Here is a 13,494-nt window from a genome sequence, read left to right as displayed (position 1 = left end):
AGCCTGCCACCGGCCAAGTGTCATTCGAACGGTCTCAACATAACAATACAAGACGATGTTCAAAGCGCCCGTAATATGGCAATATTGCATTGCAGCATAAATTTCTCCAGATGTTTGTTCCTCAACGGTATCGTTGTGGGCGGCATCAGAGTTGGTCAGTCTCTCAAAATGATGACAATCAACCCTCGTTGCGTTGCAACAGTTTCCTCTCCCAGGCAAGAGCGTGCCCGGCGATGACCTCGATATCGTCATAGGTCGGCCGCCAGCCGAGCCTTGCAACAATCCTGCCGTTGTCCGCCACCACGCTGGCGATATCGCCCGGCCGCCGTGGGCCGGTGTGGACGGGAAAGTCGCAGCCCGCCAGCCGCTTCACGGCGGAAATCGTCTCCAGCACCGTATAGCCCCGGCCGTAGCCGCAATTCAGCGTGAAGCCGGAACTGCCCTCGCGCAGCTTGCGCAGGGCGAGGTAATGCGCCTCCACAAGGTCGGCGACATGGATGAAGTCGCGCTCGGCGGTGCCGTCGCGGGTCGGATAGTCGGTGCCGTGGATGGTCAGCCCGTCGCGCAGGCCGAGCGCGGCCTCGCAGGCGACCTTGAGCAGATGCGCCGCGCCCCGCGTCGAATGGCCGGTGCGCCCGAGCGGATCGGCGCCGGCGACGTTGAAATAGCGCAGCACGCCGCAGCGCAGGCCATGGGCGCCGGCGATGTCGGCAAGCATCCGCTCGCTCATCAGCTTCGACATGCCATAGGGGGAGGTGGGCAGCGTCGGCGCGTCCTCACTGACCGGATCGCCGCCGACCTCGCCATAGACGGCGGCGGTGGAGGAGAAGATGAGGTTGGCGATGCCCGCCGCGCGGCAGCCCTCGACAAGCGCCAGCGTCGCGCAGGTGTTGTTGCGGTAGTATTTTTCGGGGCGCTCGACGGATTCGGGCACGGAGACCGAGCCGGCGAAATGCAGCACCGCGTCGACCGGCTCGCCGGCAAGGGCGAGCGCGCGGCCAAGGGCTTGCGGATCGGCGACATCTCCTTGCAGGAAGGCAGCGGCCGGCGGCACCGACCAGGCATGCCCGCCCTCGAGCGTGTCGAGCACGACGACCCGCTCGCCCGCGTCCAGCAGCCGCCATGCCATCTGGCTTCCGATGTAACCTGCTCCACCGGTTACAAGAACCGCCATGCTCCCCTCCCGCGGCCGTCCGCCACGCGCCGTTTCGGATGCCGCGGCACCCGGTCGCCCGATGGTGTTAGCGGGTTGACAAACGGCTGGCAAGCGAACAGGAACGCAGCCGGACAGGCGCGCTCGCGAGCGGTTGGCCGAAGCGGTCCGCAACGCGGCCGGCGAGCACCCGGTTCCAGGATCCTCGCCGGGACCCTCATCGGGACCCTCATCGGGACCCTCAAGGGATCCTGCCTGCAAGATCGTGACGTGAACAGCACCGGTCCGGCCCGCGCCGCCGCCTCCCGGCCCCCGCAGGCCCGTTTTTCCAGGAAACTCCAGGAGCACGCATGCGCATCGCAATGATTGGCACCGGCTATGTCGGCCTGGTCTCTGGCGTCTGCTTTTCGGAATTCGGCTTCAAGATCGCCTGTGTCGACATCGACGCGGGCAAGATCGAGCGGCTCAACGCGGGTGAGGTGCCGATCTACGAGCCCGGCCTCGACGGGCTGATCGAGCGCAATCTGGCGGCCGGCCGGCTGTCCTTCACCACCGATTTCGACACGGCGGTGGCCGGTGCCGACGTGGTCTTCATCGCCGTCGGCACGCCCTCGCGGCGCGGCGACGGCGAGGCGGACCTCACCTATGTCTATGCCGCCGCGCGCCAGATCGCCAAGGCGATGCGCCCCGGCACGGTCGTCGTCATCAAGTCCACCGTCGTCGTCGGCACCTGCCGCAAGGTCGCCGAGATCATCCGCGAGGAGCGGCCCGGCGTCGACTTCTCCATCGCCTCCAACCCGGAATTCTTGCGCGAAGGCTCGGCGATCGAGGATTTCATGCGGCCCGACCGGGTGGTGGTGGGCGCCGAGGACGAGCGCGCGGAAAGCGCGCTGCGCCGCCTCTACCGGCCGCTCTACCTGCGCGAGACGCCGATCCTCGTCACCTCGCTGGAAAACGCCGAACTGACCAAATATGCCGCCAACGCCTTCCTGGCGCTGAAGATCACCTTCATCAACGAGATCGCCAACCTGTGCGAGAAGGTCGGCGGCGACGTGCAGAAGGTGGCGAGCGGCATCGGCCTCGACAACCGCATCGGCTCGAAGTTCCTGCATGCCGGCCCCGGCTTCGGCGGTTCGTGCTTTCCCAAGGACACGACGGCGCTGGCCGCCACCGGCCTGAAGCACGGCGCACCGCAGCGGCTGGTCGAGGCGACCATCGCCGTCAACGAGGAGCGCAAGCGGCAGATGGCGGAGCGGGTGCTGGAGGCGCTCGGGCCCGAGACTGCCGGCAAGCGCGTCGGCATCCTCGGCATCGCCTTCAAGCCCAACACCGACGACGTGCGCGACGCCCCCTCGCTGGTGATCGTGCCGGCGCTGCAGGCGGCCGGCGTCACCGTCGTCGCCCACGATCCGGAGGCGCGCAGCCAGGCCGAGCCGCTGCTGCCGGGCCTCGAATGGCGCACGGATCCTTACGAGGTGGCGGACGAGGTCGATGTCCTCGCGGTCATCACCGAGTGGAACACCTATCGCGGGCTCGATCTCGCCGAGATCGCCCGGCGCATGCGCGGGCGCGCGGTGATCGACATGCGCAACATCTGGCAGGGCTCGGATGTGGTCGCCGCCGGCCTGCACTACCGGGGCATCGGCAAGACGCCGCTCGCTCTCGGCTGAGCGGCGGCCCCGCCACCCGACCGCCCACCACAACGAACGGATCACCACTGGAGAGACACCATGCGGATGACGGACGAGATGCGGGCGCTGAGAGCGCTCTGCCTGGAGGCGGGGGCGGTGCTGCTCGACTATTTCCACGGCGGCGTCGCGGTGGAGAGCAAGGCCGACGACAGTCCGGTGACCGAGGCCGACCGCCGGGCCGAGGCGATCATCCTTGCCGGGCTGGCCAAGGCGTTTCCGGGCGTGCCGGTGGTCGCGGAAGAAGAGGTCGCCGCCGGCCGGCTGCCCGAGGAGGTCGGCGAGCGCTTCTTCCTCGTCGATCCGCTGGACGGCACCCGCGAGTTCATCTCCGGCCGCGGCGATTTCACTGTGAACATCGCGCTGGTGGAAAAGGGCGTACCGGTGATGGGCGCCGTCTACGCGCCGCATCGCGGTTCGCTCTATCTCGGGCGGCTCGGTGAGGGCGCGGTCGAGGAGACGGTCGCAGCGGGAAGCGGCGACGGCGAGGTGGTGCCGCTGCGCGTGCGCGCCGCGCCGAGGGTGCCGCCGGTGGCGGTCGCCAGCCGCTCGCACCGGGACGCGGAGACCGACGCGCTGCTCACCGCGATGGGCGTGAACGACACGGTCAGCGTCGGCTCCTCGCTGAAATTCTGCCTGGTGGCGCGCGGCGAGGCGGACCTTTATCCGCGCTTCGGACGGACCATGGAATGGGACACGGCGGCGGGTCACGCCGTGCTGCTGGCCGCCGGCGGCAGCGTCAGCCGCCTCGACGGCAAGCCGTTCCTCTATGGCAAGCGCAACCAGCCGCACGACGCCGACTTCGCCAATCCGGGTTTCCTTGCCGCCGGCACGAGCGATCTCGTGCGCGCCGCCGCCGCCAAGGTCGCCGAGGCGTCCGCTGCCGGCTGACGCAGGAGAGGGGCGGTATTGGCGCCTGTCTCTCCCCGCGTCTTCCCGGATGAGGCCGAAGGCCGAAGATCCGGGATCGGGGAGGCACGGTGGGCGTGGTGTTGTTCGCGAGTGCCTTCGACAGGCTCTCGGCTCTCCGATCCCGGGTCGCGGCTTCGCCTCGGAGGCCGTCCCGGCCGCAAAGGTCGTCGAGGCATCCGCAAAAGCTGCGAAATGACAGAGATTTTTTAACGACGGCCGTTTGTCGGCAATCCTGTTTCTCGCGCTGGGGCGCGCGGCTGCGTAAGTCGTGGACGATAGCTGCCGGGAGCAGCGGACGGGACGGTCGCGCCGAGGGCGCTCCGGCCGCCGCCGCGCATCTCCCGGCCTCGTGCACGAGGAGACATCCGTGTCCAACCGGGGAAGCCATCTGCGCCGTCTCGAGGCGCAATCCATCGAGATCATCCGAGAGGTCGTCGCCGAGATGTCGCGACCGGTGATGCTCTACTCGATCGGCAAGGATTCGAGCGTCATGCTGCATCTGGCGCGCAAGGCGTTCTACCCGGCGCCGCCGCCGTTTCCGCTGCTGCATATCGACACGACCTGGAAGTTCCGCGAGATGATCGCCTTCCGCGACCGCATGGCGGCGGAAGCGGGCATGGAGCTGCTGACCCATACCAACCGGCAGGGCCTGGCCGACGGCATCAACCCGTTCGACCATGGCTCGTCCTACTACACCCAGGTGATGAAGACCGACGCGCTGAAGCAGGCGCTGTCGCATTACGGCTTCGACGCGGCCTTCGGCGGCGCCCGGCGCGACGAGGAGAAGTCGCGCTCCAAGGAGCGGGTGTTCTCCTTCCGCACCGGCTCGCATGGCTGGGACCCGAAGAACCAGCGCCCGGAACTGTGGTCGATCTTCAACACGCGGGTGCGTCCGGGCGAATCGCTGCGCGTCTTCCCGCTGTCGAACTGGACCGAGCTCGACATCTGGCAATACATCCGCTCCGAAAACATCCCCATCGTGCCGCTCTACTACGCCGCCGAGCGCCCGGTGGTGGAGCGCGACGGCATGCTGGTGATGGTCGACGACGAGCGCCTGCCGCTGCGCCCCGGCGAGGTGCCGCAGATGCGCCAGGTGCGGTTCCGCACGCTCGGCTGCTATCCGCTGACGGCGGCGATCGATTCCGCCGCCACCACCCTCGACGAGATCGTCACCGAAATGCTGATCGCCCGCACCTCGGAGCGCTCCGGCCGGCTGATCGACCACGACGAGGCGGCGTCGATGGAAAAGAAGAAACGCGAAGGCTATTTCTGAGGATCGACCCATGAACCAGGCATTGCCTTCCCTCGCCGGCCAGGCGCTCGACCATCTAGGCGATCACGAACGGAAAGGGCTCTTGCGCTTTCTCACCTGCGGCAGCGTCGACGACGGCAAGTCGACGCTGATCGGCCGGCTGCTGCACGACACCAAGCGGCTGTTCGAGGACCAGGTGGCGGCCCTGCAGAAGGACTCGCGCAAATACGGCACGCAAGGCGAGGAGCTCGACTTCGCGCTGCTGGTCGACGGGCTGGAGGCCGAGCGCGAGCAGGGCATCACCATCGATGTCGCCTATCGCTTCTTCGCCACCGAGGCGCGCAAGTTTATCGTCGCCGACACGCCGGGCCACGAGCAATACACCCGCAACATGGCGACGGGCGCCTCCAATTCAGACCTGGCGATCATCCTGATCGACGCGCGCAAGGGCGTGCTGCAGCAGACCCGCCGGCACTCCTTCATCGTCTCGCTGCTGGGCATCCGCCATGTGGTGGTGGCCGTCAACAAGATGGATCTGGTCGGCTACGACCGCGAGGTGCTGCAGCGCATCCGCGCGGAGTATGAGGCGTTCTCGCAAGGCTTCGGCTTCGAGACGCTGGAAGTGATCCCGATGTCGGCGCTGACGGGCGAGAACGTCACCCGCCGCAGCGAAGCGATGGGCTGGCACGACGGGCCGACGCTGCTGGAGCACCTGGAAGCGGTGGAGGTCGCCGGCGAGGACCGGCTCGGCCCGTTCCGCATGCCGGTGCAATGGGTGAACCGGCCGAATCTCGACTTCCGCGGCTATGCCGGCACGATCGTCAGCGGTGCGATCCGCCCCGGCGACAAGGTGGCGGTGGCCGCCTCCGGACGGGTCGCTACGGTGGCGCGGATCGCCACCATGGACGGCGACCTGGACGAGGCGGCGGCGGGCGATGCGGTGACCATCACCTTGAAGGAAGAGGTCGACATCTCGCGCGGCGACGTGCTGAGCCCGCCGGAAAGCCGGCCGGAGGTCTCCGACCGCCTGAGCGCCCATGTGATCTGGATGGGCGACCAGGGGCTGCGCACCGACCGCAACTACGTGATCAAGGCCGGCAAGCGCAGCACCACCGGCGTGGTGGCGCGGATCGAGCACGGCATCGACGTCAACTCGCTGAAGCACCTGCCGGCGAGCACGCTGGCGCTGAACGAGATTGGCTTCTGCGAGATCCACCTGAGCGCGCCCATTGCCTTCGACCCCTACGAGGTCAATCGCGAGATGGGCTCCTTCGTGCTGATCGACCCGCTGACCAATCAGACGGTCGGCGCCGGCCTGATCTGGGCGAGCCTCAGGAAGGCCGACAACATCCACCGCCAGGCCTTCGACATCGACCGGGCGGCGCGGGCTCGGCTGACCGGGCAGACGCCGCGGGTGCTGTGGTTCACCGGCCTGTCGGGCGCTGGCAAGTCGACCATCGCCAACCTGGTCGAGCAGCGGCTGCACGCGCAAGGACGGCTGACTTTCCTGCTGGACGGCGACAATGTGCGCCACGGGCTCAACCGCGACCTCGGCTTCACCGAGGCCGACCGGGTGGAGAACATCCGCAGGGTCGGCGAGGTGGCGCGCCTGTTCACGGAAGCCGGCGTGATCACGCTGGTGTCGTTCATCTCGCCGTTCCGCTCGGACCGGCAGATGGCGCGCGATCTCTTCGCGCCGGGCGAGTTCGTCGAGATCCACGTCCACGCACCGCTGGACGTCGCCGAGACGCGCGATCCCAAGGGCCTCTACCGCAAGGCGCGGGCCGGCGAGATCAGCAATTTCACCGGCATCGACAGCCCTTACGAGGCGCCGGAGGGGGCCGAACTGGTGCTCGACACGGTGGCGCGTCCGGCCGAGGAGCTGGCCGACGAGGTGATCCGCTATCTCGGCCTGTAGGGCTTGAGGCCTATGATGAAAAAACCGGCCGGACGACGCGCGTCCGGCCGGTTTTGCCGTCTTTTTCGGCGGCCTTGCCCGCGAATTGAGCGCAGGCCAAAATTGCTTGATGCTTGGGCAATTGCGGGGCAGTCTCTCCGGTGACCCTTCATAAAAACACCAGTGGGGACACCATGCGGAGACTTTTTGGCATTGCTTTCGCCCTGACGCTGGCCGCGCCGGCGGCGATGGCGCAGACCGAGATCAAGTTCACCCTCGACTGGAAGTTCGAGGCCCCGGCAGCGCCCTTCTTCATCGCCCAGGACAAGGGCTATTTCGCCGAGGAAGGCCTTGCCGTCACCATCGACACGGGCGCGGGCTCGCGCGAATCGATCCCGCGCGTCGCCACCGGCGCCTATCAGATGGGCTTCGGCGACATCAACGCCCTGATCAAGCTGATGGACGAGCAGCCGGACCTCAAGGTCAAGGCGGTGATGATGGCCTATGAGCGCCCGCCCTTCGCGGTGATCGGCCGCAAGAGCCTCGGCGTCACCGAGGATCCGAAGTCGCTGGAAGGCAAGAAGCTCGGCGCCCCGCCGCCGGACGCCGCCTTCGGCCAGTGGCCGGCCTTCGTTGACGTCGCCGGCCTCGACACCTCCGGCATGACCATCGAGAATGTCGGCTTCCCGGTGCGCGAGCCGATGCTGGCCCAGGGCCAGGTCGACGCGATCTTCGGCTTCTCCTTCTCCTCGGTGATCAATCTGAAGTCGCAGGGCGTACCGATGGATGACATCGCCACGATCCTGATGGCCGAGAACGGGCTCGACCTCTACGGCAACGTGGTGATGGTCAACACCGACTTCGCCGAGAGCAATCCGGAGGCGGTGAAGGGCTTCGTCAAGGCGCTGGTGCGCGGCTTCCTCGACACGATCGCCGATCCGGAAGCCTCCGTGCCTTACGTGCTGAAGCGCAACGAGGTGCTGGACGAGGCGACCGAGATCGACCGCATCCTGATGGCCGTCGAAGGCTCCATCGCCACCCCGGCGGTGAAGGCCAACGGCTTCGGCGGCATCGACATGGCCAAGCTCGCCCAGTCGATGGAATACCTCAAGGCCTCGATGGGCGTGAGCGACACGCCGCCGGCGCCGGAGCGGGTGTTCGACCCCTCCTATCTGCCGCCGGTCGAGGAGCGGATGATCAAGTAGGGGGCCGCGCCCGCGCCGTTTCTCCTCGTCTCGCGAGACGGGAAGGGGAGGCGCGGGCGTCGTTTCCTCAGGCTTGTCGGCGCCAGCCCCGCATGGCGCCTCGCGCCAGGCGCCACCGCCCGTCCTGCGGCCCGCGAAGGCCGCATCATCTCTCGGAGTATCGCCCCGCCGTGACCGGTTTCGTCGATCTCAACAACATCCGCCTTGCCTATGACGGCGGCGACGGCACGCTCGCCCTCGATGGCCTGACCATGGCCGTGCAGAAGGGCGAATTCGCCGCCGTGGTCGGCCCCTCGGGCTGCGGCAAGTCGACCCTGATGAAGCTCGCAACCGGGCTGATCCGGCCGCAGGCCGGCACCGTCGAGGTCGCCGGCAAGGAAGTGGACGGCCCCGTCTCCGTCGTCGGCATGGCCTTCCAGAACCCCTCGATGCTGCCCTGGCGCACGACGCTGAAGAACGTCATGCTGCCGCTGGAAATCGTCCAGCCGCACCGGCGCCGGCTGAAGAGCGAGTATGAGAGCTACGTTGCCCGTGCAGAAAGCCTGCTGGAGGTGGTCGGCCTCAAGGGCTTCGGCGACAAGTTCCCCTGGCAGCTCTCCGGCGGCATGCAGCAGCGCGCGAACCTGTGCCGCGCGCTGATCCACGACCCGGCGCTCCTGATGCTCGACGAGCCGTTCGGCGCGCTCGATGCCTTCACCCGCGAGGAGTTGTGGCAGGTGATGCGCGACCTGCACGCGGAAAAGGGCTTCACCGTCATTCTGGTGACCCACGACCTGCGCGAGGCGGTGTTCCTCGCCGACCGCGTCTTCGTGATGAGCGCGCGCCCCGGCCGCATCATCGTCGAGCGCCAGGTCGGGTTCCCGCGCCCGAGGCCGATCGACCTGACCTATGACGGGGACTTCAACGACATCGTCCACGAATTGCGCGGACACATTGCCGAGGCGAGGGCCGCCGCATGACCAACGAACGCTGGATCAAGGCCGCCCCCTGGCTGTGGACGATCGGCCTGTTCGTCGTCTGGGAAGCGGCGTGCAAGGGCCTCGACATCGCCGTCTTCATCCTGCCGGCGCCGACCGACATCTGGGCGGCCATCGTCAAATACTGGTCGCCGATCTGGAAGAACTCGCTGCAGACGCTGTTCACGACGACGGTCGGCTTCCTGCTGGCGGTGGTCGGCGGGCTGGCGCTCGGCCTTGCCATCGGCTGGAGCCGGGCGATCTATGCCGGCCTCTATCCGCTGATGATCGGCTTCAACTCGATCCCGAAGGTCGCCGTCGTGCCGATCCTGGTGATCTGGTTCGGCATCGGCACGGTGCCGGCGGTGCTGACCGCCTTCCTGATCGCCTTCTTCCCCATCGTCGTCAACGTGGCGACGGGGCTCGCCACCATCGAGCCGGAGATGGAGGACGTGCTGCGCGCGCTCGGCGCGAAGAAGATGGACATCATGCTGAAGGTCGGCATCCCGCGCTCGATGCCCTATTTCTTCGGCTCGCTGAAGATCGCCATCACGCTGGCCTTCGTCGGCTCGGTGATCTCCGAGACGGTGGCGGCCAATGCCGGCATCGGCCACATGATGCTGGCGGCGCAGTCGCAGTTCAACGTGCCGCTGGTCTGGGCCGGCCTCGTCGCGCTCGCCGTGCTCGGCATCGTCATGTATGCGGCGATGGCCTGGCTGGAGATGCGCATGACCGGCTGGGCGCACCGCTCGGGCCGCAACTGATCGCCGGCACTCGCCTGTAGCGCGACGGCGCAACACTCCGGCGGAACCTGCCGCCGGAGGCCTTGCGGGGTGTAGGCAAGCGGCGCGCGAGCCTGTAACACGGTCGGCACCAGCCGCCGGAGACCTGCATGTCGTTCCTCTATGTCCTGAAGCGCCGCATCCAGCGGAACCTGCCCAAGCCGCTCCAGCGCAAGCTCCAGGAGGCGATCTATTTCGCGCTCTACCGGCTGTCGCCGGCCCGCCACCAGAACTTCTTCAACAGCGGCTATTCGCCGGCGGAAGCGCCGTGGACGGAGCTTGCGCCCTTCGACAGGGAGCCGCTGCAGGCGACGCTTTACGACAAGGTGCTGTGGGAACTGACCCGCGAGGCCGCCGGAGGGGGAGGGGCCGATGGCGCCGACTGGGCCGACATCCTCGACATCGGCTGCGGCCTCGGCGGCGGCGTGCAGGTGGCCCATCACCGCTTCCCGCAGGCGCGGATCACCGGCGTCGACGTCAATACCAGCGCGGTGAGCGTCGGCCGCAAGCGGCTGCAGCACATCCCCTCCATCCACATCCTGCAGGGCAATGCCCGCGACCTGCCGCTGGCCAACGGCTCGTTCGACATGATCTTCAGCGTCGGCGCGGCGAGCTATGTCGGCATGGACGCCTTCATGCAGGAGGCCGCGCGCGTGCTGCGCCCCGGCGGCGTCTTGAGCTTCTCGGTCGGCTATACGGACAAGGATTTCGTCGACCAGCGGCGGATCGTCGACGCGCTCTGCGAGAAGAACGGGCTCGACGTGCACAAGGTGGTCGACATCACCGAAAACGTCTTCGCGGCGATTGCCGAGGACGTGCCGCGCCGGCGCGAGCTGATCAACCGGGTGCCCTGGCCGTTCCGCGACTACGCGCTCGACTGGGCCGACATGCCCGGCACCATGCGCTACCAGGAATATGTCGACGGCCGCCGCCTCGACTACGCGGTCTGCTGCGTGAAGCGCTGAGGGGGCGAACAACGCTTATGACAGATCCACGCGGCAACCGCATCCTTTGCGAGGCTACGGCGCCTTAAATGTCGTGTCAGATTTCTCCTGCTAGCAGGGTGTTGAAAAACCCGCTCGCCGCCGCGCTTGGAGCATGATTCATGTGTGGATGCCCCCAGATGCGCAAGGACTTTGAACGTATGAGCATGTGATCGGTTGCGGTCATGTGTCAGGCCTCGATGTGCGGCGCTGCATGGCCGCGGGCCGGTATGGAGATACGCGGAGCGGGTCCAGATCACTGTGGCGAGCTTAAGGCTCTTTGAATCAGACTGGTTTTCCCGATCCCGATCTTGTCGATCATTTGCCCTTACGATTCATGGCCCTCCTCACATCCCCAACGCACCGATGACAGAAGGCGTCATGCCGCCATCATCGGATCCCGATAGTTCTCCTGTTTCGTCAGCATGGCCCAAGCGGCACGCGCCATCTTGTTGGCCAGCGCGATGGCCACCACCATACGCGGCTTGCGCGCCAGCATGCGGGTCAGCCAGCTTCCCTCGGACGGGGCTTTGCGGGCTGCTGCGCGCACCACGGCCATGGCGCCGATGATCAGCAGCCTTCGAATGTCGCGTTGGCCCATCTTCGAGGTCCTGCCGAGGATCTGCTTGCCGCCGGTCGACATTTGTCGCGGCACAAGGCCCAGCCAGGCTGCGAAGTCGCGACCGCGTCGAAACTCCTGCACGGGTGGAGCGAAGGCCGCGATCGCCATCGCGCCGATTCCCGGCATGGTCTGCAGCCGCGTCGTCGCCTCCCCCCTCGGCCGCCTCGGCACGAATGTACTTCTCCAGTTCTGCAATCTTCCTGTCACACACGGCGATCTGGTCGAGATAGAGGCGTGCGACGTCGCGCACCACCGCTGGCAGTTCCGCGTCTGGCGCCTCGACCGCAGCCTTCAGCGTCTTGAGATGCGCCGCTCCCTGTGCCGCAATGACGCCATACTCGGCCAGATGCCCGCGCAGGGCGTTGATCAAGTGGGTCCGCTGGCGCACCAGCAGGTCCCTTGCGCGAAAGACCATCGCCCCCGCCTGTTGCCGTTCCGACTTTACAGCGACAAAGCGCATCGTAGGCCGCATGGCGGCTTCGGCAATTGCCTCCGCATCCGCAGCGTCGTTCTTCTGTCGCTTCACGAATGGCTTGACGTAGATCGGCGGGATCAGCCGGACGGCGTGACCGAGCTTCGAGACCTCCCGGCCCCAGAAATGCGACGTGGCGCATGCCTCCATCGCAACGGTGCACGCTGGCAGCTTCCCCAGAAATGCTAGGAAACGGGCGCGCGTTAGCTTCTTGCGAAACATCACCGAACCATCCGCCGCAGCGCCATGAACCTGAAAGACCCGCTTCGCCAGATCGACGCCAACTATGGTAGCCTGTTCCATGGATGCCCTCTCCTTTTCGGGTGACTTCAACATCACCAGTTTGGCACATTGCGATGCCGTTGGGGTTGGGGGCATCCACCCCATCACTGTCTTCGAAGGGATTCGGAGACCGGTTTATGCGCGGTGACGACAATCGGACGGGCGAGCTTTTCAGTTACGTCGATCTTGAGGCACGGGTGCGGCGCGATCATCCGCTGCGGGCGATCAGGACGATCGTGAACGAAGCGCTCGGCGCGCTGGGGCGCGAGTTCGCGGCGCTCTATTCGCCGCTCGGGCGGCCGTCGATTCCGCGGGAGAAGCTGCTGCGGGCGATGCTCCTTCAGGCATTCTATTCGATCCGCTCAGAGCGGCTCCTGATGGAGCGGCTGGAGTACGACCTTCTGTTCCGCTGGTTCGTCGGCATCGGCGTGGACGATCCCGCATGGGACCACTCGACCTTCTCCAAGAACCGCGACCGGCTGCTGGAAGGCGACATCGCCGCGAAGTTCCTGGCGGCGGTGCTGGCGCAGCCGAAGGTGAAGCGGCTCCTGTCGAGCGATCACTTCTCGGTCGACGGCACGCTGATCGAGGCGTGGGCGTCAATGAAGAGCGTCCGACCGCGGGATGGCTCCGACAAGCCACCCGAAGAAGGCGGCGGGCGCAATCAGGAGGCCGACTTCCATGGCCAGAAACGGACGAACGACACGCATGCCTCGACCACCGCCCTGAGGCAAGGCTCTACAAGAAGGGCAAAGGCAAGGAGGCGAAGCTGTGCTTTACGGGGCATGGGCTGATGGAGAACCGCCACGGTCTTCTGGTCGATGCCTGCCTGACCTTCGCCGACGGCCATGCCGAACGGGTGGCGGCACTCCACATGATCGAACCTTTGGCCGATCGGCCGCGGCGGATCACGCTCGGCGCCGACAAGGCTTATGACACGGAGGACTTCGTCAACGAGTTGCGCTCGATGAAGGTGACGCCGCACGTGGCGCGGAACACCCGCGGCCGACGCTCGGCGATCGACGGCCGCACGACGCGGCACGGAGGCTATGCCGCCAGCCAGCGCATCAGAAAGCGCATCGAGGAAGCGTTCGGCTGGATCAAGACAGTCGCCCGGCAGGAGAAGACCCGCTTCCGCGGCCGCGACCGCGTCGGATGGGCCTTTGGTCTGCCCCCTGAAAAGTGGTCCTCCCTGAAGTAGGCTATTGAGCCGTAGAGAGGACGTTGGAATGCCCCAGAAGAAGCACAAGCCCGAAGAGATCGTCGCCAAGCTGCGCCAGGTCGATGTTC

Annotated in this window: 9 protein-coding genes and 2 pseudogenes; 9 read left to right on the top strand and 2 right to left on the bottom strand. The window is 66.8% G+C overall.

Annotated elements, in window-relative coordinates:
* Positions 1–178 precede the first annotated feature (178 nt).
* Entirely contained in the window at positions 179–1,174 is a 996-nt protein-coding gene (gene galE, locus P2PM1_RS22575; protein WP_186400646.1) for a UDP-glucose 4-epimerase GalE, read from the bottom strand.
* 329 nt (positions 1,175–1,503) lie between these two features.
* Here galE and P2PM1_RS22570 point away from each other — a divergent pair, with 329 nt between their 5' ends.
* The 8 genes from P2PM1_RS22570 (at position 1,504) to P2PM1_RS22535 (ending at position 10,810) form a co-directional block, all read left to right on the top strand.
* On the top strand, positions 1,504–2,823 hold the full coding sequence (locus P2PM1_RS22570; protein WP_186400645.1) for a UDP-glucose/GDP-mannose dehydrogenase family protein: 1,320 nt from the start codon (positions 1,504–1,506) through the stop codon (positions 2,821–2,823).
* Positions 2,824–2,883: 60 nt separating this feature from the next.
* Complete coding sequence (gene cysQ / locus P2PM1_RS22565) at positions 2,884–3,732, top strand: 3'(2'),5'-bisphosphate nucleotidase CysQ (protein WP_244301602.1); 849 nt, start codon at positions 2,884–2,886, stop codon at positions 3,730–3,732.
* 370 nt (positions 3,733–4,102) lie between these two features.
* Complete coding sequence (gene cysD, locus P2PM1_RS22560; protein ID WP_371637007.1) at positions 4,103–5,026, top strand: sulfate adenylyltransferase subunit CysD; 924 nt, start codon at positions 4,103–4,105, stop codon at positions 5,024–5,026.
* A 10-nt stretch (positions 5,027–5,036) separates the two neighbouring features.
* On the top strand, positions 5,037–6,923 hold the full coding sequence (cysN, locus tag P2PM1_RS22555) for a sulfate adenylyltransferase subunit CysN (RefSeq protein ID WP_186400643.1): 1,887 nt from the start codon (positions 5,037–5,039) through the stop codon (positions 6,921–6,923).
* A gap of 173 nt (positions 6,924–7,096) precedes the next feature.
* Positions 7,097–8,107, top strand: coding sequence for an ABC transporter substrate-binding protein (locus P2PM1_RS22550; RefSeq protein ID WP_186400642.1), 1,011 nt, complete (start codon positions 7,097–7,099; stop codon positions 8,105–8,107).
* 170 nt (positions 8,108–8,277) lie between these two features.
* Positions 8,278–9,066, top strand: a complete 789-nt coding sequence (locus tag P2PM1_RS22545; RefSeq protein WP_186400641.1) for an ABC transporter ATP-binding protein — start codon at positions 8,278–8,280, stop codon at positions 9,064–9,066.
* Complete coding sequence (locus tag P2PM1_RS22540) at positions 9,063–9,827, top strand: ABC transporter permease (RefSeq protein ID WP_186389804.1); 765 nt, start codon at positions 9,063–9,065, stop codon at positions 9,825–9,827. Before P2PM1_RS22545 ends, P2PM1_RS22540 begins: the two co-directional genes overlap by 4 nt.
* A gap of 128 nt (positions 9,828–9,955) precedes the next feature.
* Positions 9,956–10,810: a class I SAM-dependent methyltransferase gene (locus P2PM1_RS22535; protein WP_186400640.1), complete on the top strand. Its 855-nt coding sequence runs from the start codon at positions 9,956–9,958 to the stop codon at positions 10,808–10,810.
* A 397-nt stretch (positions 10,811–11,207) separates the two neighbouring features.
* Here the strand turns inward: P2PM1_RS22535 and P2PM1_RS22530 are convergent.
* Positions 11,208–12,225 (bottom strand): annotated as a pseudogene (locus P2PM1_RS22530) (IS110 family transposase).
* 116 nt (positions 12,226–12,341) lie between these two features.
* On the opposite strand from P2PM1_RS22530, the pseudogene P2PM1_RS22525 reads away from it, so the two are divergent.
* Positions 12,342–13,405, top strand: a pseudogene (locus tag P2PM1_RS22525) (IS5 family transposase).
* Positions 13,406–13,494: the final 89 nt, after the last annotated feature.

The sequence above is a fragment of the Stappia sp. P2PMeth1 genome, assembly GCF_900185735.1.
Taxonomy (GTDB): domain Bacteria; phylum Pseudomonadota; class Alphaproteobacteria; order Rhizobiales; family Stappiaceae; genus Stappia.
The sequence above is the reverse complement of the archived record's forward strand: the minus strand, read 5'-3'. Positions and strand labels throughout refer to the sequence as shown.

Excerpts from the sequence above, each read along its gene's own strand:
- P2PM1_RS22550 (WP_186400642.1), top strand. The coding sequence starts at position 7,097 with ATGCGGAGACTTTTTGGCATTGCTTTCGCCCTGACGCTGGCCGCGCCG.
- cysQ (WP_244301602.1), top strand. The coding sequence starts at position 2,884 with ATGCGGATGACGGACGAGATGCGGGCGCTGAGAGCGCTCTGCCTGGAG.
- cysN (WP_186400643.1), top strand. The coding sequence starts at position 5,037 with ATGAACCAGGCATTGCCTTCCCTCGCCGGCCAGGCGCTCGACCATCTA.
- P2PM1_RS22540 (WP_186389804.1), top strand. The coding sequence starts at position 9,063 with ATGACCAACGAACGCTGGATCAAGGCCGCCCCCTGGCTGTGGACGATC.
- P2PM1_RS22535 (WP_186400640.1), top strand. The coding sequence starts at position 9,956 with ATGTCGTTCCTCTATGTCCTGAAGCGCCGCATCCAGCGGAACCTGCCC.
- P2PM1_RS22570 (WP_186400645.1), top strand. The coding sequence starts at position 1,504 with ATGCGCATCGCAATGATTGGCACCGGCTATGTCGGCCTGGTCTCTGGC.
- galE (WP_186400646.1), bottom strand. The coding sequence starts at position 1,174 with ATGGCGGTTCTTGTAACCGGTGGAGCAGGTTACATCGGAAGCCAGATG.